This window comes from Ruegeria sp. CF3 (assembly GCF_056537365.1).
Map to the genome: position 1 here is coordinate 1,331,934 of NZ_JBQFRK010000001.1, position 22,034 is coordinate 1,353,967.

The following is a 22,034-nucleotide window of genomic DNA, read 5'->3' on the forward strand; positions in this document are numbered from 1 at the left end:
GCCCTTTCGCGTATTCAGTGCCCGCCCAGAATACCGGTGCGGACCGAATAATCCACAGCCAGTTCGTAATCCGGGTCATCATCGCTGTCGACCATCAGATGGCCGGCCTTGTTCAGCAGTGTATGACAGTCACGGCTCAGGTGCCGCAGCATGACGCGTTTGCCAGCCGCTTCGTATTTGGCGGCGATGTTTTCGATAGCCTGCAGCGCGGATTGGTCCACCACACGGCTGGCTGCAAAGTCGATGATGACGGTCTCGGGGTCGTTTCTTACGTCGAACAGCTCCACGAAGCCCTCGGACGAACCAAAGAACAGCGGGCCCTGAATTTCATAGACCTTCGCCCCTTCTTCCGTTTCCGAGTCGCGCGTAACCGCGTGGATGCGTTTGGCGTTATTCCATGCATAAGCCAGGGCAGAGACAATCACACCGACCACAACAGCCACCGCAAGGTCTTCCATCACGGTGACGACTGTCACCAGTACGATCACGAACGCATCCATCAAAGGCACTTTGCGCATGATCTTCAGCGAATTCCAGGCGAAGGTTCCGATCACCACCATGAACATCACACCGACAAGTGCGGCCAGTGGAATCTGCTCGATCAGAGGCGAACCCACTAGGATGAAGAGCAACAGAAACAGCGCTGCAGCGATACCTGCGATACGCGTGCGCCCGCCTGACTTCACGTTGATCATCGACTGACCGATCATCGCACAACCGCCCATACCGCCGAAGAAGCCAGTGACCACGTTCGCTGTGCCTTGCGCGATACATTCCTGCGAGGCACCACCGCGCTTGCCGGTAATCTCACCCACAAGGTTCAGCGTCAGCAGGGATTCAATCAGACCGATTGCGGCAAGGATCAGGGCATAGGGCAGGATGATTTCAAAGGTCTCCCAGTTCAGCGGCACCATAGGTATATGGAAGCTGGGCAGGCCGCCTTCGATCGAAGCCAGATCACCGACACGCGGGACGTCCAGCCCAATGCCAATGACCAAAGCAGCGACAACAAAAATCCCGGCCAGAGGCGCTGGGATGACGCGGGTGATGCGGGGCATGATCCAGATCACAGCCATGGTCAGAGCAACCAGACCCAGCATTGTGTAGAGCTGTAGGCCTGAAAGCCACTCGCCACCGCCCATGCCGTGGCCGGTATTTTCCATGGTTCCGGGCACTTTGAATTGCCCCAGCTGCGCCAGAAAGATCACAATCGCCAGGCCGTTCACAAAGCCCAGCATCACCGGATGCGGCACAAGTCGGATGAACCGGCCCCAATGCATCGCACCTGCGATGATCTGCATAATCCCCATCAGCACCACCGTTGCGAACAGGTATTCGACCCCGTGTTGTGCGACCAGTGCGACCATGACAACCGCAAGCGCCCCGGTCGCGCCCGAGATCATGCCGGGGCGACCACCGATCAACGCAGTGATCAGACCGACCAGAAACGCCGCGTAAAGCCCGACCAGAGGGTGCACCCCGGCGACAAAGGCAAAGGCCACGGCTTCGGGGACCAGCGCCAAGGCGACGGTGAGACCGGACAGCAGTTCGATCCGCAGGCGGGAAAAGGTCAATCCCTCATCCGGGACCCAGCGCAAATCGGGTTTGGCTATACGATTGGCAAAGCTTGCCAGCATGGCTCGGGGCATGGATCGGTCCTGTTGGTCGGTATTGTTCGCGCGAAAGGGGCCTTCTAGCGGTCAAACCGGTCTCGAGATACCGCGCCAGGCGGGACCCTGATATGCGCCCTGCGCATAGCTTGACCCAAGCGCACACAAACCGTTGAACCCACTTGTCAAAAGGTGCTGTGGCCCGCAGAACTCACACAGCAGGAATTTTCAACGGAGAGCACTCGTGACCCAAACAAAAATCGCCGTCATTGGAGGATCGGGCATTTATGACATCGATGGTCTGGAGAATGCCGAGTGGGTCACAGTAGAAACGCCATGGGGCGATCCGTCGGATCAGATCCTGACCGGGTCGCTGGATGGGGTCGAAATGGCCTTCTTGCCGCGTCACGGTCGCGGACATGTGCACTCGCCGACCGAGGTGCCCTATCGCGCCAATATCGACGCGTTGAAACGGCTTGGCGTAACGGATGTGATCTCGGTCTCGGCCTGCGGGTCGTTCCGCGAACATATGGCGCCGGGTGATTTCGTGATCGTGGATCAGTTCATCGATCGAACATTTGCCCGTGAAAAGAGCTTTTTCGGGACTGGCTGCGTCGCCCATGTCAGTGTTGCGCATCCGACCTGCCCGCGCCTGTCGGACGCTTGCGAGACTGCTGGCAAGACGGCTGGCATCACCATCCACCGAGGTGGAACCTATCTGGCGATGGAAGGACCGCAATTCTCGTCATTGGCGGAATCCAAATTATATCGCGAACAATGGGGGTGCGACGTGATCGGCATGACCAACATGCCCGAAGCGAAACTCGCACGCGAGGCCGAGCTTTGTTATGCCTCAATTGCCATGGTCACCGACTATGACAGCTGGCACCCTGATCACGGTGAAGTCGACGTGGCCGCCATCATCGCCACGCTGACCGGCAATGCGGAAAAAGGCCGGGCATTGGTCAAAGGTCTGCCCGCTATGCTGGGGACCGACCGTGCGCCCTGCCCGCATGGCTGCGACCGGGCGCTGGAGTATGCCATCCTGACCGCGCCTGAAAAGCGCGATCCGGAATTGTTGGCCAAGCTGGATGCTGTGGCTGGGCGGGTGTTATAAACTCAGTACTGCGACAGTTTCTTTTGCACCTCGTCCCATAGGCCACGCGACCACAAATCGTTGTGGGTGCCGTCGGGGATCACGTAAATCTGCGCGGTATCGGACATCTCGGCCAGAGCTTTTCCGTGATGCAGTGGAATAGTTTCATCCTCGGTGCCGTGAAAAATCAACGTCGGCACCGAGATCTGTTCGATAAGATCTCGTGTGGCGAACTGATCCCTCATCAAGGCTGAGACCGGCAGGAAAGGATAGCGTTCCGCCGCGACATCAACGGTTGCAGTGAACGGGGCCTCAAGCACCAGAAGTTCTGCATCGGGACGCTCGGCAGCCACAGCGGCGGCAATGCCGGTGCCGAGGCTCTGACCGTGCAGCACCACAGCTTTGCCCTGACCCGCCAGCCTGTCATAGAGCTGAACTCCATCAGAGATCAGCGCCAGTTCCGAGGGCTCGCCTTCGCTGCCCGGAAAGCCGCGATAGCTGGGGGCAAGCAGCCCATAGCCCGAGTTTAGGATTTCGCGCAGCCGTTCAGCACGGTCCCCCAGATTGCCGCTTTGGCCGTGGAAGAATAGGACGGTCGGTGCATCCGGGATTGCAGCGGGTGCTGCCCAGACCGTCAGGGCAGTACCATCAGCCATTGTCAGCGATAGCGCATCAACATCCGCCAACCCCACCGAAGCCGGATCCGGTAACGTACCTTCGGGTTTGTACAGCAGAGATTGCTGGTTGAAAAACATGTATCCGAGGACGCCCGCATACAAGATCGCCGCGGCCAACAGCAGTCCTACCAAGATGCTTTTGAGGCGCTCGACACCGGATCTGGCGCGGCCGGTATCGGCCTCAGCGTGTTGGGTTTGAACCATGGCTCCCTCCTTTGGGTCGCATTGCGAGAGTGGGGTACATTGGAGGCGTTTCAAGATGCATAAGCCAAGCTTCATCCAATCTTAAACCTGTTGCGGCAATCCCAGACCGCATTGCACGCTTGAATTCCCTGCCCCATGTCCTTGGTATTTAGGCGACCCCGGCTTCGCAAATCCGAACGCCAACCCGTTGGAGACGGTGTTTCACCACGAGAATGTGCCCGCAAAGCCTTGACCAATACGTCGTGCCAAGGCTTGCTATGGGAAACACTCTAATAGGATACTCCATGTCCATTGAAATCTGGCTGGCCTTTGTGGCCGCTTCGACCGCGCTGCTGCTGATCCCAGGCCCGACCGTGTTGCTGGTGCTTAGCTATGCGCTGTCGAAAGGACGCAGTGTGGCGGTTGCCTCGGCCACTGGGGTCGCATTGGGGGATTTGGTGGCGATGACCGCGTCGCTGCTGGGGCTGGGGGCGCTGGTGCTGGCCTCTGCCACACTGTTTGCCGTGCTGAAATGGGTTGGGGCAGCCTATCTTGTCTGGCTTGGTGTCAAACTCCTGCGCAGCGCGCCGTCGGGCGGGCTGCAAGCAATTGAAACCGAACGTGACGTGACCGCCCGCAGTGTTTTTGGCCATGCCGCTGCAGTCACCGCGCTGAACCCGAAGTCCATTGCCTTCTTCATCGCTTTCGTACCGCAATTCTTGCGTCCAGCCGAGCCTTTGGGTCCGCAATTCGCGATCCTGATCGCAACATTTGTGGGTCTCGCGGGGCTGAACGCGCTGGCCTATGCGCTGCTGGCGGACAAGCTGCGCCGGATGATCGGACGCGCGAATGTCATCACGACCATGACCCGGTTCGGAGGGTTGACCCTGATCGGAATGGGCATCGCCACAGCGGTTCTGCGCCGCCCGGCGTGATTTCAGTTTTCAGCGTTTTCCTTCATGAACCCCCGGATAAACCGGCGAATTTCGCGGGCGGCGGAGGTGTCCAGATCCCTGCACAACTCGACGAATGCATCGCGCTCATCCTTGTCGAGACGCAAAACCAACTGACTGTTTTTCTTGGTAGATTTCTTTCCATCTTTCTTGGTCACACGTCCAGTCCCCGTCCTGCCCTTGATTCTAAGCGCGATGCATTGTATATACATAGAATATAAAGTAGATATCGCGCACATAACAGCAAAAGTGAGATTAAAGCAATGAACCTTCATGTCGCGCAAGCCATTCTTCTTCGGGATCAACGCAACTGGCGCAAGCCGCACCTGTCCTGGCTTCCGAACGCGCTGTATCGCTACTACGGCCTGCCTAACGCCATGCGCGGCCGCAGCAAGTAGCCGCAGGGGCCAGAGTTCTCTTGCATGACCGCACCTTATGGGCGAAATACCCCGCGCGTGTTTGATGCCAAAGGGGTGGCCCATGTCCAGAAACAAAACGGTCAAGGATTACATTCGGACCATCGTCGATTTCCCGCATGAAGGGATCATGTTCCGCGATGTCACCACCCTGTTTGCCGACCCGCGTGGGTTCCGCATGGCAATCGACCAGATGTTGCACCCTTACGCCGGTGAGCGAATCGACAAAGTTGTGGGCCTTGAGGCGCGCGGCTTTATTCTGGGCGGTGCGATTGCCCACCAGCTGAGCGTTGGATTCGTGCCGATCCGCAAAAAGGGCAAACTGCCCGGCACCACGATCAGCCAAGACTACAAGCTGGAATATGGAGAGGCGATAGTCGAAATTCACGATGACGCCATCCAGCCGGGTGAGAAGATCCTGGTCGTTGATGATCTTCTGGCTACCGGAGGCACCGCCGCCGCGGGGATCAAGCTGATCGAACGGCTGGGCGGCGAGATCATCTCATGCGCGTTCATCATCGATCTGCCCGAATTGGGTGGTCGCAAAGCGCTGGAAGATTTGGGCATGGACGTGCACGTTCTGTGCGAGTTCGAAGGGCTCTGATCTCCACAAACTTCACAAACTCGTGACTGGAAATCGCGTGCGCCGCAGGCTTAGCGCGATTGGGGTCACATTCAAGAAACAGTTGCCTCTGGATTCTGTGATCTTGTCGCGACCTGACTGCGTACCCCGAATGATGCCACCTAGGGCATTCTCAACAAGGGAAATCATGTCATGTTGCGCAAATTCGCTGTTGCTGGAGTTGCCAGTCTTCTGTTGACCACCTCTGCTTTGGCAGATGGGCACGCCAAGGATATCGTCGATACTGCGGTGGGCGCGGGCAGTTTTGAAACGCTCGTCGCTGCCGTTCAGGCCGCCGAACTGGTTGAAACGCTGAAAGGCGAAGGGCCGTTCACCGTTTTCGCCCCAACGGATGAGGCTTTTGCAGCGCTGCCCGAGGGCACGGTCGAAAATCTGCTGAAGCCCGAAAACAAGGACCAGTTGGTCGCAGTGCTGACCTATCACGTTGTCCCGGGCAAAGTGATGTCGGGTGATCTGTCCGATGACATGACCGCCGCCACCGTGCAGGGCGGAGATATCACCATCGATCTCGACAATGGCGTCATGGTGAATGATGCCAACGTTGTGCAAGCCGATATCGAAGCCGAGAACGGCGTGATCCATGTGATCGACAAGGTCATTCTGCCCGCTTCGTAAAGAACCGCAGCGCCCCGGTATACGTCCGGGGCGCGTCTATTAGGCCAGAACCGCCCCGGGGTTCATAATCCCTTGAGGATCAAGCGCTGCTTTGATCGCCCTCATGGCCTGCATCTTGACCGGATCGCCATAGCGTTCCAGATCATCTGTCTTGAGCCGACCGACACCGTGTTCGGCACTGACCGATCCACCAAATTCATGAACCAGATCATGTACCGCGCGTTTGACCGCGCCCCGCTGCGCAACAAACTCTGACTTGTCCTGCCCGGCGGGTGGAAACACGTTATAATGCAGATTACCGTCGCCCAGATGTCCAAAGCAGTTCACGCGAAACGGCCCCTGCCCGGCCACCACATCCGCGCCGCGCCGAATGAACTCTGGAATGCGGGAAATCGGGACCGAGATATCATGGCTGGAAACTGATCCGATCAGCCGGTTGGCCTCGGGGATGCGCTCGCGCACGGCCCAGAGTTCGGACCGCTGTGCTTCGCTCTGCGCGATAACCGCATCGCGGACCAGATCGCGCTCATCAGCGGCGACATAAATCGCCTCAAGCATGTCCGAAGGGTCTTGGCCGACAGACAGGCCCAGCTCGATCAACACACTCCATTCAGGTGTTGCCGCAAAGGGTTGCCGCACGTCGGGCAAAACCTCGGTCAGGAATTCGAGGCCCTGCCCATGGATCAACTCAAACGTACTGACCGCTTCCCCCACTTGATCCCGCGCCACTGACAACAGATCAATGGCAGCCTCGGGTGAGGAGACCTGAAACATTGCGGTTCCAACGCCCTTGGGTCGCGGGAACAGCTTCAACGCCGCCGCCGTAATGATGCCAAGTGTCCCTTCGGACCCGATCATCAGGTTACGCAGGTCATAACCGGTGTTGTCCTTACGCAACCGGCTAAGCCCGTGCCATATCTCACCACTGGGCAATACCACTTCAAGCCCCAGGCACAGATCGCGTGCATTGCCATAGCGCAGCACATTCACGCCACCCGCATTAGTGGCCAGATTGCCGCCAATCCGGCAAGAACCCTGCGCAGCCAGCGACAGGGGAAATAGACGGTCCGCGTCTTCAGCGGCAGTCTGGACGTCGGCCAGAATGGCACCGGCCTCGGCCACAAGTATGTTCTCGGTGGGGTAAGTCGCCCGTATCGCCGTCATCCGTTCCAGGGAAACGATCAAAGGGACAGGACCATCCGGAACAACCTGCCCTCCTACCAGACCGGTGCCGCCGCCATAAGGGACAACAGGCACCCGAGCGTCTGCGGCCAATTGCACCAGAGCCGACACATCTTCCACGGTGCGCGGCAAGGCAAGCAAACCGGGCTGCCCGACAAACCGCTGACGCGGCTCTTCAAGGTAACGATCTGCAATCGGGCGCAAAACGTCAGCACCCAATCGGGCTCTGATTGCTTCGGCAAGGCGGCTGTCTGCAGGGTTCAGTTTCATGGCTCTTCCCTGCCAAAGGCCACGGGCCGCGACAAGCCCTATTCCAGCTCTATCAGGTACTGAGGCTCCAGCACCACAACCGTCGGCCTGTCGGGCAACGTGCGCAACGAGACGACAATCTCGGACACCCCATCCCGTTCAACCGGGAATTCATCCCGAATATCCACCAAAAACCGCTCAAGCGAAAAGTCCGAGAACCAATGCATCGGGATAATGACCGAGCTTTTGAGGCGTTTCAGAACCTGAACCATCTCGGGCAAGGGCATCGTGGTGCCTCCGTCCACCGCCGCCATGACCACATCCAGCCGACCCAGTGCAGCGAATTGTTCATCCGACGGAATGTGATGCAGATGCCCCAGATGGCCGATGCACAACCCTTCGACCTCGAACACAAAGATCGAGTTTCCGCGATCTTCAATACCGCCATAGGCCGAACGGATATCGGTCGACACATTGCGAATCAGCATCTCACCCAGATCAAGATGGTGCTCGATGCCTTCGCCGAACTCTCCCCAACCCGGCAAGACATACGGGATGGCCGGATCGGGATGGGCAGTCCAGTGGGTGCTGTGCGCATGGTTCATTGTGACCACGTCAGGAATTAGCGCAGCGCCGCCGATAAAACCGGTGAAATCGGTCACCGCGTTCAGCCCGCCCTGTGTCTGGATCAGAAACGATGCATGCGCGACATAGCTGATACGAACCGAAAACTCGGGCACGGGATCCTGCCACGCCGCTTTGTGAAGATATTCAATCCCCGGTGCCGCATCTGCGATGGCGATGCAGTGACTAGGCCGCCGCTCCTGCGCCACAGCCCCGCCTGCAATCATCATCAGTCCCGCAACAAACCGCCACATAGGGCAAGTGTAGCGCAATGGGCCAACAAGTCATGCCCTTGTTGATCTGGCCACGGATATCTCCAGGACAGGAGGCTTGCCATGCCTGGCGGCAGTGCCCTCTAGCCTGCCTCAGTCTTGCCCCGACGATCGGACCTTAAGCTGGCATACAGAACATGTGTTCGCCAGCGCCCATTGATCTGCAGATAAGACTGCGCCACGCCTTCGTATTTGAAGCCTGAGCTTTCCAGCAGACCGCGAGAGGCCTTGTTCTCAGGCAAACACGCGGCCTCGATCCGGCTTAAATCCAGACGGGTGAAGGCGTGATGAACAACGGCGCCAATTGCTTCGCGCATGAACCCCTGACGCGCAAAGGCCTGCCCGGTCCAATAGCCTAAGGTGCCAGCCTGCGCCGGACCACGGCGAACATTGTCCAACGTGATCGCCCCCAGCAGAATATTGTCTGTGCGACGAAACAGGAACAGAGGTATCGCCGTACCACCCGCGACTGAGCGCTGGGCCCAATAGACCCGGTTGGTAAACGACTTTCGGCTCAGATGGTCCTTGGCCCAAACCGGCTCCCACGGCACCAGATAGTCCTTTGAAGCACGCCGCAAGGCGGTCCAGTCGTTGAAGTCGGAATGCATGGGCGGGCGCAGCGTCAAGCGCTCGGTTTCGAGTTTCAGCTTGCGTCTGCCTAACAGCATCACGCCGCACGCCTCTCCTGCAGATCCACCAGCGTCGGTGCGCCCGAGACCGGCCCATACAGCGCCAGCGCTGCAGGGGCTTTGACTGCCATGTCTTCGGCAAAGGCACGCACGTCCTCAGTGCTGACCGCATCGATCTTGGCCACGGTGTCCTCAAGCGAGGGCACACGTCCCCAGATCTGCACCAGCCGCGCCAGACGTTCGGCCCGGTTCGACGGGCTTTCCAGCCCCATCAGCATCCCGGCCTTCATCTGGGCCCGCGCGCGGGCAACCTCTTCTGCGCTCATGTCTTCGGCAGCGCGCTTCATCTCGTCGATGGTAATCGTCGCCAATTCGCCCACCTGATCGGCCGAGGTGCCTGCGTAAATCGTTGTCGTACCGGTATCCGCATAAGCACCGGTCTGAGCAAAGATCGTATAACAAAGCCCGCGAGTTTCGCGCACTTCCTGAAACAGGCGCGAGGACATGCCTCCACCCAGAGCGGTCGAGTAAATCTGGGCCGTATAGATCGCATCATCGCGATAGCCCGGACTTTCCAGCGCCAGCGCGAAATGCGCCTGCTCCAGTTCTTTCTCCTGCCGCGCCTCACCACCAGTGAACCGCGCAGCGTCGGGGATCAGACCCTTGCGCGGCTGCAGGTGGCCGAACATCTCTTCGGCCAGTTTCATCAGCGCATCGTGGTCCACAGCTCCAGCTGCAGACAGGATCATCTGTTCCGGCCCGTAGTGTTCGGCCACGAAACCAGACAAGTCCTCGCGGGAAAACGCACTGACGCGCTCGGTCGGGCCCAGAATGGTGCGGCCAAGGGGCTGGTCGTGATAGCTCTGCTCTTGCAGCCAGTCAAAGATCACATCGTCAGGTGTGTCATAGGCCTGACCGATTTCCTGCAGGATCACGCCGCGCTCGACCTCGATCTCGCGCGGGTCGAACACCGGGTTCAGGACGATGTCGCCGATGACATCCATGGCCAGCGCCACATCGTCCTTCAATACGCGTGCATAATAGGCCGTAACTTCGCGCGAGGTATAGGCGTTGATGTACCCGCCCACATCCTCGATCGCTTCGGCAATTTGCAGCGCAGAACGCCGCTGGGTTCCCTTGAACGCCATATGCTCAAGGAAATGCGCGATACCGTTCTGCTCGATCCGCTCGTGCCGCCCACCGGCGGTTACCCAGATGCCGATGGCCGCAGATTGCAGCCCCGGCATATGTTCACTGACGACACGAAATCCGTTCTTCAGTTGGTCCTGTCTGACTGTCACTCAGCAATATGCCTTCTGATATGATCCTCAAGGGCACCCAGATCGTTCGCAACGCGGGTCACCCGTTCCGGACGTTCATACAGATCAGACATGCGGGATGGAAGAGGCGGATGTTCGCCGCTTGCCTTCTCGACCGCCGCCGGGAACTTCGCAGGATGCGCGGTTGCGAGCGTGATCATGGGCACATCGGCAGCGCGGTGGTCTTCAGCCACTTTGATCCCAACGGCGGTGTGCGGACAAACCAACTCGGCGCTGTGGACCATCGTGCGCCTGATCGTCTCAAGCGTCTCGTCCTCAGAAACGCGGCCCGAGTCAAAGCTTTCTCGCAGAGCCTCCATCGCGCCTTGGCTGACATTGAAACCTCCGCTCTTGAGTTCGTCCATCAACTGAGCGACTGCGCCGCCATCTTCGCCATAGGCGTAGTACAGTGCGCGCTCAAAGTTCGAGCTAACCTGAATATCCATTGAAGGGCTGATTGAGGGGATTGTATCGCCCTTGAAATATCCCTCGCCGGAGAGACAGCGATGCAGAATATCGTTCTGGTTGGTCGCCACCACCAGACGATCGATGGGCAGCCCCATGCGTTTGGCCAGATAGCCTGCGAAGATATCGCCGAAATTCCCTGTCGGCACGGTGAAGCTGACCTTGCGATGTGGCGCGCCGAGGCTGACGGCGGCGGAGAAATAGTAAACGATCTGTGCCAACACGCGGGCGAAGTTGATCGAATTGACGCCTGCAAGTTTCACACCGTCGCGGAAATCAAAGTCGTTGAACATGTCTTTGAGCGCTGCCTGACAGTCATCGAAATCGCCGTCTACCGCCAAAGCGTGCACATTACTGTCTGCAGGCGTAGTCATCTGACGGCGCTGCACTTCTGAAACACGGCCATGTGGGAACAGGATGAACACATCCACCGCATCCAGCCCACGGAACGCTTCGATGGCGGCTGAACCGGTGTCACCGCTCGTCGCGCCGACAATGGTAACGCGATCTTCCCGCCGTTTGAGCGCGACCTGGAACAGCTGGCCGATTAGCTGCATGGCAAAATCTTTGAAGGCCAGCGTGGGTCCGTGAAACAGCTCCAGCAGAAAATGGTTCTCGTTCAGCTGCTTCAACGGCGCGCGGGCGTCATGGCCGAAGCCCTCATAAGCGCGCGCTATGATATCTTTGAACTCATCATCGGAGAACGAGCCACTCACATAGGGCCACATCACGCGGAATGCGATTTCTTCGTAGGACAAGCCAGCCAACGCAGCAATTTCGTCCTGCGACATCACCGGAATTTCAGCGGGCAAGTACAGACCACCATCACGGGCCAGTCCGGTCAGCATCGCCTCTTCAAAGGTCAGTTCGGGCGCCTGCCCGCGGGTCGAGATGTATTTCATGTCGCGTCACTTTCGGAATTGGCACGGCTGCGCCACAGGAAGTATCCGGTCATTGCGGCCCAGACCAGAGCAAGACCAAACCAGATGATTGCATATTGCAAATGATCGTTGGGGATGCCCGCCGTATCCACCGGCATTGGCGTTACATTCGGATCGGTTTCCGAGCGGGCAATCAGCAACACCGGCTCAGCCCCCAGCGCGGCGGCCAGACTGGGCACATCACGGGCGAACCAGATGTTGCCGTCAATATCTGCGTCAGGCGTGTAGCCATCAACTTCATCGGGCCAGTGCAGGTTGCCGGTGATTTCCATCGGGCCAGTCAGGCGAACAGCCTGCTTGGCTGTGGTCGGCACAAAACCGCGATCCACCAGAATAGTCCGGTCGTCGGTGGTAAAGGACTGGATGATCCGATACCCCGGCCCCACCTGCTTGACCGAAACCAAAACGTGGATCTCGCCCGGTTCGATCTCGCCTGTGACCGTCACCGGCAGGTATTTGTCCGCATCTTCGGACACCTGCAATGGCAAGGCGACAGGATCGGCAGCGATGCGGCTTTCGATCTCGGCCAGCACCTCCTGTTTCCAGGTCAGCCGCTGCAGTTGCCAAATGCCCAGCGACAGCAGCAGGCCCAGACCGGCAAGGCCGAAGATCAGCAGAAACAGAATGCGACGCATATTGGGATCAGACCTTGTTGCGGGAACCGGCGCCTTGTTAAGGGGCTCGCGAACCGAAGTGCAACCATGTAATTGTATGGGGCGCAATCTTGCGCCCCTGATTGAGAAAAAGCCGCCCCGTGGGGCGGCTTTTGCAATTGGATCACCTGCGTGGCGTTACATCAGCGGGGCCTGACCCCAGATGTAGACGGCGAAAAACAGGAACAGCCAGACGACGTCAACGAAGTGCCAATACCATGCGGCAGCCTCAAACCCGACGTGTTTCTCGGGCGTAAAGTCCCCCTTCAGGGCGCGGATCAGACAGACCGACAGGAAGATGGTGCCGATAATCACATGCGCGCCGTGGAAACCGGTTGCCATGAAGAAGTTCGAATAGAACTGATCGCCACCGAACTCCCAACCCTCATGGGCCAGTAACTCATAGTATTCAAACGCCTGAAGCGCAGTAAAGGCGATGCCCAGAACGATACCAATGGCCAGACCATTGATCAGCGCCTTGCGGTCATTGTCATGAACAAGCGCGTGGTGGGCCCAAGTAATCGCACAACCCGACAGCAACAGGACCAAAGTGTTGATCAGCGGCAGGTGGAACGGATCAACGGCGTGGATATCCGGCTGGATGTATTCAGTACCGGCATAGTCGTACATCGGATACATGCGATGTTTGAAGAACGACCAGAACCAGGCGAAGAAGAACATCACCTCGGACATCACGAACAGGATAAAGCCATAGCGCAGGCCGATACGCACGACCGGCGTATGATCGCCCTGACGGCTTTCAACCACGACTTCGGACCACCATGCAAACATGGTATAAAGAACCCCGAGCAGCCCCATCCAGAAGATCCACGGGGTAATCCCGTGCATCCAAAGAACGGCCCCGAACAGCATCACAAATCCGCTTACCGCGCCGATCAGTGGCCAGATTGACGGGTTCAGAATGTGGTAATCATGGTCTTTTGCGTGTGCCATCAGCGTCCCTCACCTACAGGCGTTAGTTCTTGTTTGTCTCAGCCTGCACATCAAGGGCGGCATAGCCCTCGGGCAGATCAATCTCATAGAATGTATACGACAGCGTTATCGTATGCACATATTTTGCTTCGGGATCTTCGATCAGTTCGGGATCGACGAAGAACGTAACGGGCATCTCGACTCGCTCACCCGGCTCCAACACCTGTTCATCGAAGCAGAAGCAGGCGATTTTCTGAAAATACCCCCCGGCGGAATAGGGCGCCACGTTGTAGGACGCCTGCCCTGCGACGGGCTTGTCGGTTGGATTGTACGCTTCGTAGAACGCCAGACCTGTCTCACCGATACGTATTTTCATCTCGCGTTCGACGGGCTTGAATTCCCACGGCATACCCTTGGCCTTGGAGGCATCAAATCGGACTGTCACCACTTGGTCGAGAATGTCATCAGGGGCTTTCTCGGCAACCCCCGTGGTCCCTCCATACCCCGTGACCCGGCAGAACCAATTATAAAACGGCACCGCTGCCCATGCCAAACCGCCCATAAGGACGACGACGCCGACCAGTTGCGCGACCGTTTTCTGTGGCCCCGTCAACTTCATCAGTTCTGCACCTGCTGCGTCGCCAGACTAAAATCTGTGTTCGAGACCTTGACGACTGTCAGGCCGAAGATGATCACGATGAACGCGGCCAGTGTCAGGCCGACGCCCAGATTGCGGCTGAACCGTCTTTGGTGAAGTTCGTGAGTTTTGCGCAGGCTCATGACCAGCCTCCTAATCCGTAAGGTTTCAACAGGGCCTCGACGAGAATCGCGCCGAAATGCAGAAACAGGTACAGCAGCGACAGTTTGAAGAAACTGCGTTCGACCTTGAAGTTGTCGGCCTCCGAATCGTCTTCGTTTCGACGAGAAATCTGCCAGGCCCCCCGCAGAAACAAGCCATTCAGAACCAGCGCAACAACTAGATAAATCGGGCCTCCGATATCCGAGAACGCAGTCCCCACCGCCAGCAACGCCAGCAACGCGGTATAAACCAGAATATGCCAGCGCGTCGCGCGTCGACCATGGGTGACGGTCAACATCGGCACCCCGGCATCGTCATAGTCCGAGCGCATGAACAAGGCCAACGCCCAGAAATGCGGAGGTGTCCACATGAATGTCAGGGCAAACATCAACCACGGTTCGAGCGTCATCGAGCCAGTGGCCGCGACCCATCCGATGACCGGCGGGAACGCCCCCGCGGCACCACCAATGACGATGTTCTGAGGCGTCGAGCGTTTCAGCCACATCGTGTAGACGACAACATAGAAGAAAATAGTGAAGGCCAGAAACGCCCCTGCAAACCAGTTGGTTGCCAAACCCAGCATAATCACGGACAGGCCAGACAGAGCCAGACCCAGCGCCAATGCCTCGCCTTCTTCAACTTTGCCAGAGGGGATTGGACGGCCTTTGGTGCGCTTCATCACGCGGTCGATATCCGCGTCCCACCACATGTTCAGCGCGCCGGATGCTCCGCCACCAATAGCGATGAACAGGATGGCGCAGAAGCCAACAAACGGATGTATCGGAACAGGAGCCGCAAGTAGTCCGACCAAAGCCGTGAATACGACCAGCGACATCACGCGCGGCTTCAGCAGGGCGAAATAATCACCAAAGCTGGCCTCGTCCGCGCGGGTCTGCGCAGAGACGGTGCTGGCATTGAAGCTTGCGTCGCTCATATCCGATCCTTTTCGGGGCAAAAGCTGCGCGATTTCCGCGCAGCCCGCATGTGTTTACCTAGGCCGCAAAGGGCTTAGTTCGAGGCCACTTGGTAGGAAGCAGGCTGACCTGCATATTCTTCAAGCGCGCCCTGCAGCCACTGTTCATATGCCTCTTCGCTGACCACTTTGACAGTGATTGGCATATAGGCATGGTCTTTACCGCACAGCTCAGAGCACTGTCCGAAATAGACGCCTTCCTTGTCTGCTTCGAACCACAGTTCGGCCAGACGACCAGGAACGCCGTCCTGCTTCACGCCGAACGAAGGAATGGTCCAGGAATGGATCACGTCCGATGCGGTAACCTGCATCACGACAATCTTGCCAACCGGAACAACGACGGCGGTATCGGTGGCGAGAAGCCATTCGTCTTCGCCATAGCCTGCATCGGCCAGCTTCGCCCGCATCGCATCGTCCAGAACAAACGGTGTTACGTCGGCATCAGCCGGGCGCGCGCCCTCGTCGAGGGTGGCCGGGTGGCCCAGGAGATAGCTGTCGAAGGCAAAGTCATGATCGACATATTCGTAGGTCCAGTACCACTGGTTCCCCACGACTTTGATGGTGATGTCGCCTTCGGGAATCTCTTGTTGCTTGAAAAGAACCGGCAGCGAGAAAGCCCCGATGAAGACCAGAATCAGGATCGGGCCCAAAGTCCAGGCAATCTCAACCGGAGTGTAATGCGAGAACCGAGCCGGGTTCGGGTTTACGCGCTGGTTGTAGCGTACGATGCAGTAAACCAGCAGACCCGCAACAAACACACAGATCGCGGTGATGATCACCAGAATCATGTTGTCCAGCGACTGAATCCCTTCGGCAAGGCTGGTGGCAGCAGGCTGGAACCCCATGCCGCCGTCAACCGGCTTGCCAATAATCTCAAGCTCCTGAGCCATGGCGGGAAGGCTGGAGAGGGCCGTAGCAAGCCCGGAAAGCATCAAAGCATTCTTCATTTTCTGTCCTGATCGTTTGATCTTTGCGTCTCTCGCGAAAAGGTGTGAATCGGTCGCACCTCTCCCGTTGTCTTTGGCCGCGTTAAAAACCATATTCCGTCGGGTAGATAAAGCAAAATGCTTGCGTCAAACAGACGCTATTTTTGATCTGGATCAAACCCGAAAGGTCACAACTGATGACTCAGGCCCCGTTTCGCCCGTTTGAAAGCGTTCTTCCCAAGGATGAAGCGCTTGCTGTACTGAAGGCTGCAACTGATGGCGCCGAGGATGGGGAACTGTTCGTAGAACGGCGCAAATCCGAATCTTTAGTGTTTGATGACGGCCGATTGCGCACGGCTTCTTACGACGCTTCCGAGGGATTCGGTCTTCGCGCGGTGCAGGGTGAAGTGGCTGGATACGCGCATTCAACGGATGTTTCGATTCCCTCTCTGAAGCGTGCAGCCGAAACCGCGCGGTTGGCGGTCGGCGATGGTGGTGGGACGCTGGCCGGGCCACCACGTGCCACCAATACCAGGTTATATACCGATGAAGACCCGATCGAATCCGCCGCCTTCCCGGTCAAAATCGAGACACTGCGCGAGATAGACGCTTTTACCCGTGGTCTGGATTCCCGGGTTGTGCAAGTCAGCGCCACGATTGCCGCTGCAGTGCAGGAGGTCGAGATTCTTCGCCCCGATGGTGTGCAGGTGCGCGATATACGCCCGATGACCCGCCTGAACATCTCGGTTATCGTAGAACAGGACGGCAGGCGCGAAAGCGGTTCTGCCGGAGGTGGCGGACGTGTTGGGCTGGATGGCTTGATCGATCCCTCAGACTGGCAAGATAAGGCGCGTGAGGCTCTGCGGATCGCGATGGTCAATCTGGATGCCGTCCCTGCCCCTGCCGGCGTGATGGAAGTCGCGTTGGGCCCCGGTTGGCCCGGTATTCTGTTGCACGAGGCCATCGGCCACGGGCTTGAAGGTGATTTCAACCGCAAGGGCAGTTCCGCTTTTGCCGGGCTGATGGGGCAGCAGATCGCTTCGAAAGGTGTAACAGTCGTGGATGATGGGACGATTGCAGACCGACGCGGTTCGATATCAATGGATGACGAGGGTACACCCAGCTCGCGTACAGTTCTGATCGAGGATGGAATCCTCACCGGATATATGCAGGACCGACAGAACGCACGCCTGATGGGCGTTTCTCCAACCGGGAACGGCCGGCGTCAAAGCTATGCCCATAAACCGATGCCGCGCATGACCAACACAATCATGTTGGGTGGCGATGCCGATCCGGCCTCGTTGGTGGCAGATATCAAAGACGGTATCTGGGCTGTGAGCTTCGGCGGTGGCCAGGTCGACATCACCAACGGCAAGTTCGTGTTCTCCTGCACCGAGGCATATCGTGTCGAGAACGGCAAGATCGGCGCTCCGGTCAAAGGCGCGACGCTGATTGGCGACGGCCCCTCGGCGCTAAAACGCATTCGGGGACTGGGCAATGACATGGCGCTGGATCCCGGCATGGGCACATGTGGAAAGGATGGGCAATGGGTGCCGGTCGGTGTCGGCCAACCTACCGTTTTGATGGATGGGCTGACCGTGGGCGGCTCTGCCACCTGAGTCGGCTCAAAAGAAGAATCAAGGCGCGAAGAGTTAACACACTACCCTTCGCGTCAAATCAAAAACTCATCCATGGATATGTGAGCCAAGATAATTCGCACGAATTTTCTTTCTTTCTTTCAATGACATAATCATCTCTCCGAGGGATGGGTTCGAAAAATACCGATCTAATTTTCTAAGATTCACAGGCTGTTAACCCGCTGCACCGTAAACCAGTTTTGCAATCAGGCGGAGCATCGGATGACCGAAGAGCAGCTTTCTTCCAATCACCCCCCACTCCCACCCACCACGGAAGAGGACCGGTTTTCCTGGCTCCGTCTGTTGCGCTCACGCAAAGTAGGGCCGGCAACATTCCGGCGCTTATTGCGCGAACATGGCTCGGCGCAGAACGCGCTGGCCGCGTTGCCGGAAATGGCGCGCGCTGCCGGGATCGAGGATTATGAAATCTGCCCGCCCGGCGTAATTGAGGCGGAGCTCAAGGCCGCAAAGATCGCCAAAGCGCGGCTTTTGTGCCTTGGGGCCGCCGATTACCCTTACGCGTTATGTGACCTTTCGGATGCGCCCCCGATGCTTTGGGCAATCGGCGATCCGTCGATCTTGAAACGCCGGGCAATTGCCATGGTCGGGGCACGGAACTGTTCTTCGCTGGGCGCGCGCATGGCGCGGGCGTTGGCGACGGATCTGGGTAAGCAAGACTATGTCGTGGTCTCGGGGCTTGCCCGCGGCATTGACACCTCGGCGCACCTCGCCACGTTGGCGACCGGTACTGTGGCAGTGTTAGCAGGTGGGGTAGATGTGATTTATCCGGCCGAAAATGCCGATCTTGCGCGAGATATCGCAGAAACCGGTCTTCGCCTGTCTGAACAACCGTTGGGCACAACACCTCAGGCACGACATTTTCCGCGCCGCAATCGCATTATCTCGGGTCTGGCGCAGGCAGTGGTCGTTGTCGAGGCCGCGGCGAAATCCGGCAGCTTGATCACCGCGCGGGACGCCCTGGACCAAGGGCGCGAGGTTCTGGCCGTGCCCGGCCATCCCTTTGACGCCCGCGCGGCAGGATGCAATCTGCTGATCCGAGACGGGGCTATACTCGTCCGCAATGCAGAAGACGTGATTGATGCTTTGCCCAAGCAACAGCTACAATCCTCCGCCCAACAAATCCTACCCCTTGGACCCGAGGCAGACACAGCCGAAATCACGCCCCAAGCCTTGCACGAGGCGATTCTGACTCGACTTGGCCCATCTCCGATCGCGGAAGACCAGTTGATCCGGGACATCGCTGCATCTGCGGGCGAAGTCGGCCCTGTGTTGGTCGATCTGGAGCTTGAGGGCAAGATTCAGCGGCAACCAGGCGGCCTGCTGTCACTTTGCGCCTAAGTTACCGAATGGATTCGACACCTGATTCCGCGAGCGGTGCGGCCAGAACCGGCTTGAATTCAGAGTATTTTTAGTAGTGAAAACGAACGCATTGACAATTCGATCTTGCCCCACACATTTTGCACGGTCATACAAAGCGCAAAATCCGTCGAGCGAGGATTCCTCTTAAATGCCCGTAGTTGTTGTAGAATCTCCGGCCAAAGCAAAAACGATCAATAAATATCTTGGCCCCGACTACACCGTTTTGGCCTCATATGGCCATGTGCGGGACCTGCCGCCGAAGGATGGGTCGGTCGATCCCGAGCATGAATTTTCAATGAAATGGGAGGTCGGCAATGACAGCCGTAAGCATGTCAAGGCGATCGCCGACGCTCTGAAAGAAGACAACGCACTGATCCTCGCGACCGACCCTGATCGAGAAGGCGAGGCAATCAGCTGGCACCTCCAAGAAGCGCTGACCAAGCGGCGTTCGATCAAGAAGGACACGCCAGTCAGCCGCGTAACGTTCAACGCGATCACCAAGGACGCCGTGACCGAGGCGATGCAGAACCCGCGTGAGGTCGATATGCCGCTGGTCGAGGCTTACCTGGCCCGCCGCGCGTTGGACTATCTGGTAGGGTTCAACCTGTCACCCGTTCTGTGGCGCAAGTTGCCGGGTGCCCGTTCAGCGGGGCGCGTGCAATCGGTCTGCCTGCGCCTCATCGTTGAACGCGAGATGGAGATCGAAGCCTTCAAGCCGGTCGAATACTGGTCGGTCAAGGCTGTGTTCGAGACGCCTAGGGGACAAACCTACGAGGCGCGTCTAGTCACGCTGGCAGGCAAGAAACTGGACAAGCACGATCTAGCGAATGCAACGCAAGCCGAACTGGCGGTTCAGGCGATCACCAGCCGTGATCTGAGTGTGACATCGGTCGAGGCCAAGCCTGCCGCGCGCAACCCCTCTGCCCCGTTCATGACGTCGACCTTACAGCAAGAAGCCAGCCGCAAGTTCGGCATGGGCGCACGCCATGCGATGCAGGTGGCCCAGCGGCTGTATGAGGCCGGATACATTACCTACATGCGAACCGACGGTATCGACATGGCCCCCGAGGCCGTGGCGGCAGCGCGCGATGCAATCGCCGACCGTTATGGTGCGGAATACGTGCCAGACAGCCCGCGCATGTACAAAAACAAGGCCAAAAACGCTCAGGAAGCACACGAGTGTATTCGCCCGACAGATATGTCGCGCGATGCCAAGGCGCTGAAGGTGACCGATGAGGATCAGCGCAAGCTTTATGATCTGATCTGGAAACGCACCATTGCCTGTCAGATGGCTGCCGCACGGCTTGAACGCACGACTGTCGAGATTACCAGCACGGACGGTCAGGTTGGCCTGCGCGCCACCGGTCAGGTGGTGCTGTTCGATGGCTTCATGCGCGTTTACGAAGAAGGCCGCGATGACGTGGTCGACGATGACGACAAGCGCTTGCCACAGATCATGCAGGGCGATCCCGCACGTTTTGCCAAGACCTCGCTGCGTGATCAGTTTGCCAAGGCCACCGCCGACTCGGAAAAGGCCGCCATTCTGGCCGAGAACGAATCCGTTCTGGCGCTGCAGCACCACACCCAACCGCCGCCGCGCTATACAGAGGCCACGCTGGTCAAACGGATGGAAGAGCTGGGGATCGGGCGTCCGTCGACCTATGCCTCGATTGTCACCACGATTCAGGATCGTGAATATGTACGTAAAGACAAGAATCGGCTGATCCCCGAAGAAAAGGGCCGGATCGTCACCATCTTCCTGCTGAATTTCTTTCGCCAGTATGTGGGCTACGAGTTCACCGCCAATCTGGAAGAAGAGCTTGACGACGTCAGCGCAGGTGAACGCGACTACAAGGATCTGCTGGGCAAGTTCTGGCGCGATTTCTCTGCCGCGATTGGTGAGACATCGGAGCTGCGTATCTCGGAAGTGCTGGACAAGCTGGACGAAGCGCTGGCACCGCAGCTGTATCCGCCGCGTGAAGATGGCTCGGACCCGCGCATTTGCCCGAAATGCGGTGTTGGCCAGTTACATCTGAAAACCTCGCGCACCGGCGGGTTTGTCGGTTGTGGCAACTATCCTGAGTGCACTTATACCCGTCCGATCGCTGGTGAGGGCGCGGAAGGTGACGAGCGTTTGCTGGGCGAAGATGGGGGCGATGAGATCTGGCTGAAATCCGGTCGATTTGGGCCATATGTCCAGCGCGGAGAGCCCACGCCTGAGAACAAGAAGCCTCCTCGTGCGTCCCTGCCCCGTGGCTGGAGCAAAGACGACATGGATCTGGAGAAAGCGCTGACTCTTCTGTCCTTGCCCCGTCAGATCGGCGAGCACCCCGAAGGCGGCATGATCAGTTCGAACTTTGGTCGCTTTGGACCTTATCTAATGCATCAGTTGGCCGACGAGGCAAAGCCTGTCTACGCCAACCTCAAAGACCCGAACGATGTGTTTGAGATCGGCATGAACCGCGCCGTCGAACTGTTGGCCGAAAAACGCGCCAATCCAGGTCGCGGACGTCGGGCGGCCGCGAAGCCGCTGAAAGAACTTGGCGAGCATCCCGATGGCGGTGCGATGCAGGTACTGGACGGGCGCTATGGACCGTATGTGAAATGGGAAAAGGTCAACGCGACGATCCCCAAAGACATCAAGCCCGAGGATGTGACCCAGGAAATGGCCATCGAACTGGTCAATGAACGCGCGGCCAAGAAAGGCACAAAGAAAAAGGCAGCCCCCAAGAAGAAAGCTGCTGCCAAGAAGACCACCAAGAAAGCAAGTTAGGTAGAAATACCACCTGACCCTTGGATTCGTTGACTTCCCCGTGACGTGGCGGCACAAATCGGCCCAACACCATGTCATTGGGGGAG

At 58.2% G+C, this 22,034-nt stretch carries 22 protein-coding genes; 8 read left to right on the plus strand and 14 right to left on the minus strand.

What is annotated here, in order from left to right:
* Positions 1-14: 14 nt before the first annotated feature.
* Positions 15-1,649, minus strand: coding sequence for a SulP family inorganic anion transporter (locus tag ACR0KC_RS06730; RefSeq protein WP_170404268.1), 1,635 nt, complete (start codon positions 1,647-1,649; stop codon positions 15-17).
* Between the two features lie 205 nt (positions 1,650-1,854).
* On the opposite strand from ACR0KC_RS06730, the gene ACR0KC_RS06735 reads away from it, so the two are divergent.
* Positions 1,855-2,727, plus strand: coding sequence for an S-methyl-5'-thioadenosine phosphorylase (locus ACR0KC_RS06735; RefSeq protein WP_170511367.1), 873 nt, complete (start codon positions 1,855-1,857; stop codon positions 2,725-2,727).
* Between the two features lie 2 nt (positions 2,728-2,729).
* Here the strand turns inward: ACR0KC_RS06735 and ACR0KC_RS06740 are convergent, their stop codons facing one another.
* The gene (locus tag ACR0KC_RS06740; protein ID WP_170733253.1) at positions 2,730-3,587 is read right to left on the minus strand and encodes an alpha/beta hydrolase; all 858 of its coding nucleotides are present in this window, start codon (positions 3,585-3,587) and stop codon (positions 2,730-2,732) included.
* Between the two features lie 284 nt (positions 3,588-3,871).
* Between ACR0KC_RS06740 and ACR0KC_RS06745 the strand changes: the two genes are divergently transcribed.
* Positions 3,872-4,501, plus strand: a complete 630-nt coding sequence (locus tag ACR0KC_RS06745) for a LysE family translocator (RefSeq protein ID WP_223117685.1) — start codon at positions 3,872-3,874, stop codon at positions 4,499-4,501.
* A 2-nt stretch (positions 4,502-4,503) separates the two neighbouring features.
* Here the strand turns inward: ACR0KC_RS06745 and ACR0KC_RS06750 are convergent, their stop codons facing one another.
* On the minus strand, positions 4,504-4,677 hold the full coding sequence (locus tag ACR0KC_RS06750) for a hypothetical protein (protein WP_170397300.1): 174 nt from the start codon (positions 4,675-4,677) through the stop codon (positions 4,504-4,506).
* Between the two features lie 105 nt (positions 4,678-4,782).
* Here ACR0KC_RS06750 and ACR0KC_RS06755 point away from each other — a divergent pair, with 105 nt between their 5' ends.
* From ACR0KC_RS06755 to ACR0KC_RS06765, 3 genes are all read left to right on the plus strand, one after another.
* Positions 4,783-4,917, plus strand: coding sequence for a hypothetical protein (locus tag ACR0KC_RS06755; RefSeq protein WP_255612018.1), 135 nt, complete (start codon positions 4,783-4,785; stop codon positions 4,915-4,917).
* Positions 4,918-4,999: 82 nt separating this feature from the next.
* Complete coding sequence (locus tag ACR0KC_RS06760) at positions 5,000-5,539, plus strand: adenine phosphoribosyltransferase (RefSeq protein WP_010441681.1); 540 nt, start codon at positions 5,000-5,002, stop codon at positions 5,537-5,539.
* Between the two features lie 171 nt (positions 5,540-5,710).
* Positions 5,711-6,193, plus strand: a complete 483-nt coding sequence (locus ACR0KC_RS06765; RefSeq protein ID WP_170424274.1) for a fasciclin domain-containing protein — start codon at positions 5,711-5,713, stop codon at positions 6,191-6,193.
* Positions 6,194-6,232: 39 nt separating this feature from the next.
* Here ACR0KC_RS06765 and ACR0KC_RS06770 read toward each other — a convergent pair whose 3' ends face one another.
* The 11 genes from ACR0KC_RS06770 to coxB all read right to left on the minus strand — a co-directional run bounded on the left by ACR0KC_RS06770 (position 6,233) and on the right by coxB (position 16,179).
* Positions 6,233-7,645 (minus strand): FAD-binding oxidoreductase, encoded by a 1,413-nt coding sequence (locus tag ACR0KC_RS06770; RefSeq protein WP_223117684.1) that lies wholly within the window; start codon positions 7,643-7,645, stop codon positions 6,233-6,235.
* Between the two features lie 38 nt (positions 7,646-7,683).
* Positions 7,684-8,475 (minus strand): MBL fold metallo-hydrolase, encoded by a 792-nt coding sequence (locus tag ACR0KC_RS06775; RefSeq protein WP_480587201.1) that lies wholly within the window; start codon positions 8,473-8,475, stop codon positions 7,684-7,686.
* Positions 8,476-8,603: 128 nt separating this feature from the next.
* Positions 8,604-9,188, minus strand: coding sequence for a GNAT family N-acetyltransferase (locus ACR0KC_RS06780; protein ID WP_480561164.1), 585 nt, complete (start codon positions 9,186-9,188; stop codon positions 8,604-8,606).
* On the minus strand, positions 9,188-10,450 hold the full coding sequence (locus ACR0KC_RS06785) for a M16 family metallopeptidase (RefSeq protein ID WP_170397310.1): 1,263 nt from the start codon (positions 10,448-10,450) through the stop codon (positions 9,188-9,190). Before ACR0KC_RS06785 ends, ACR0KC_RS06780 begins: the two co-directional genes overlap by 1 nt.
* Positions 10,447-11,835, minus strand: a complete 1,389-nt coding sequence (gene thrC / locus ACR0KC_RS06790; protein WP_170404296.1) for a threonine synthase — start codon at positions 11,833-11,835, stop codon at positions 10,447-10,449. The genes ACR0KC_RS06785 and thrC overlap by 4 nt, the downstream gene beginning before the upstream one ends.
* A complete protein-coding gene (locus tag ACR0KC_RS06795) occupies positions 11,832-12,509 on the minus strand; it encodes an SURF1 family protein (RefSeq protein WP_480771632.1) in 678 nt (225 codons plus the stop codon). Before ACR0KC_RS06795 ends, thrC begins: the two co-directional genes overlap by 4 nt.
* Positions 12,510-12,665: 156 nt before the next feature.
* Positions 12,666-13,481: a cytochrome c oxidase subunit 3 gene (locus ACR0KC_RS06800; protein WP_480771633.1), complete on the minus strand. Its 816-nt coding sequence runs from the start codon at positions 13,479-13,481 to the stop codon at positions 12,666-12,668.
* Between the two features lie 22 nt (positions 13,482-13,503).
* On the minus strand, positions 13,504-14,079 hold the full coding sequence (locus tag ACR0KC_RS06805) for a cytochrome c oxidase assembly protein (protein WP_170397318.1): 576 nt from the start codon (positions 14,077-14,079) through the stop codon (positions 13,504-13,506).
* Positions 14,079-14,240, minus strand: a complete 162-nt coding sequence (locus ACR0KC_RS06810) for a hypothetical protein (protein ID WP_170397320.1) — start codon at positions 14,238-14,240, stop codon at positions 14,079-14,081. Before ACR0KC_RS06810 ends, ACR0KC_RS06805 begins: the two co-directional genes overlap by 1 nt.
* The gene (cyoE, locus tag ACR0KC_RS06815; protein ID WP_170397322.1) at positions 14,237-15,193 is read right to left on the minus strand and encodes a heme o synthase; all 957 of its coding nucleotides are present in this window, start codon (positions 15,191-15,193) and stop codon (positions 14,237-14,239) included. Before cyoE ends, ACR0KC_RS06810 begins: the two co-directional genes overlap by 4 nt.
* 74 nt (positions 15,194-15,267) lie before the next feature.
* A complete protein-coding gene (gene coxB / locus ACR0KC_RS06820; RefSeq protein ID WP_170397324.1) occupies positions 15,268-16,179 on the minus strand; it encodes a cytochrome c oxidase subunit II in 912 nt (303 codons plus the stop codon).
* A 176-nt stretch (positions 16,180-16,355) separates the two neighbouring features.
* Here coxB and tldD point away from each other — a divergent pair, with 176 nt between their 5' ends.
* From tldD to topA, 3 genes are all read left to right on the plus strand, one after another.
* The gene (gene tldD / locus ACR0KC_RS06825) at positions 16,356-17,777 is read left to right on the plus strand and encodes a metalloprotease TldD (protein ID WP_480791095.1); all 1,422 of its coding nucleotides are present in this window, start codon (positions 16,356-16,358) and stop codon (positions 17,775-17,777) included.
* Between the two features lie 240 nt (positions 17,778-18,017).
* Positions 18,018-19,154 (plus strand): DNA-processing protein DprA, encoded by a 1,137-nt coding sequence (gene dprA / locus ACR0KC_RS06830; protein ID WP_480791096.1) that lies wholly within the window; start codon positions 18,018-18,020, stop codon positions 19,152-19,154.
* 169 nt (positions 19,155-19,323) lie between these two features.
* Complete coding sequence (gene topA / locus ACR0KC_RS06835; protein ID WP_480791097.1) at positions 19,324-21,948, plus strand: type I DNA topoisomerase; 2,625 nt, start codon at positions 19,324-19,326, stop codon at positions 21,946-21,948.
* The last annotated feature ends 86 nt before the right edge of the window (positions 21,949-22,034 follow it).

What these genes read in the sequence shown, in the direction of transcription:
- ACR0KC_RS06730 (WP_170404268.1), bottom strand. Translation starts at nt 1,649, where the DNA reads ATGCCCCGAGCCATGCTGGCAAGCTTTGCCAATCGTATAGCCAAACCC.
- ACR0KC_RS06740 (WP_170733253.1), bottom strand. Translation starts at nt 3,587, where the DNA reads ATGGTTCAAACCCAACACGCTGAGGCCGATACCGGCCGCGCCAGATCC.
- ACR0KC_RS06745 (WP_223117685.1), top strand. Translation starts at nt 3,872, where the DNA reads ATGTCCATTGAAATCTGGCTGGCCTTTGTGGCCGCTTCGACCGCGCTG.
- ACR0KC_RS06755 (WP_255612018.1), top strand. Translation starts at nt 4,783, where the DNA reads ATGAACCTTCATGTCGCGCAAGCCATTCTTCTTCGGGATCAACGCAAC.
- ACR0KC_RS06760 (WP_010441681.1), top strand. Translation starts at nt 5,000, where the DNA reads ATGTCCAGAAACAAAACGGTCAAGGATTACATTCGGACCATCGTCGAT.
- ACR0KC_RS06765 (WP_170424274.1), top strand. Translation starts at nt 5,711, where the DNA reads ATGTTGCGCAAATTCGCTGTTGCTGGAGTTGCCAGTCTTCTGTTGACC.
- ACR0KC_RS06770 (WP_223117684.1), bottom strand. Translation starts at nt 7,645, where the DNA reads ATGAAACTGAACCCTGCAGACAGCCGCCTTGCCGAAGCAATCAGAGCC.
- ACR0KC_RS06775 (WP_480587201.1), bottom strand. Translation starts at nt 8,475, where the DNA reads ATGATTGCAGGCGGGGCTGTGGCGCAGGAGCGGCGGCCTAGTCACTGC.
- ACR0KC_RS06780 (WP_480561164.1), bottom strand. Translation starts at nt 9,188, where the DNA reads ATGCTGTTAGGCAGACGCAAGCTGAAACTCGAAACCGAGCGCTTGACG.
- thrC (WP_170404296.1), bottom strand. Translation starts at nt 11,835, where the DNA reads ATGAAATACATCTCGACCCGCGGGCAGGCGCCCGAACTGACCTTTGAA.
- ACR0KC_RS06795 (WP_480771632.1), bottom strand. Translation starts at nt 12,509, where the DNA reads ATGCGTCGCATTCTGTTTCTGCTGATCTTCGGCCTTGCCGGTCTGGGC.
- ACR0KC_RS06800 (WP_480771633.1), bottom strand. Translation starts at nt 13,481, where the DNA reads ATGGCACACGCAAAAGACCATGATTACCACATTCTGAACCCGTCAATC.
- ACR0KC_RS06805 (WP_170397318.1), bottom strand. Translation starts at nt 14,079, where the DNA reads ATGAAGTTGACGGGGCCACAGAAAACGGTCGCGCAACTGGTCGGCGTC.
- ACR0KC_RS06810 (WP_170397320.1), bottom strand. Translation starts at nt 14,240, where the DNA reads ATGAGCCTGCGCAAAACTCACGAACTTCACCAAAGACGGTTCAGCCGC.
- cyoE (WP_170397322.1), bottom strand. Translation starts at nt 15,193, where the DNA reads ATGAGCGACGCAAGCTTCAATGCCAGCACCGTCTCTGCGCAGACCCGC.
- coxB (WP_170397324.1), bottom strand. Translation starts at nt 16,179, where the DNA reads ATGAAGAATGCTTTGATGCTTTCCGGGCTTGCTACGGCCCTCTCCAGC.
- tldD (WP_480791095.1), top strand. Translation starts at nt 16,356, where the DNA reads ATGACTCAGGCCCCGTTTCGCCCGTTTGAAAGCGTTCTTCCCAAGGAT.
- dprA (WP_480791096.1), top strand. Translation starts at nt 18,018, where the DNA reads ATGACCGAAGAGCAGCTTTCTTCCAATCACCCCCCACTCCCACCCACC.
- topA (WP_480791097.1), top strand. Translation starts at nt 19,324, where the DNA reads ATGCCCGTAGTTGTTGTAGAATCTCCGGCCAAAGCAAAAACGATCAAT.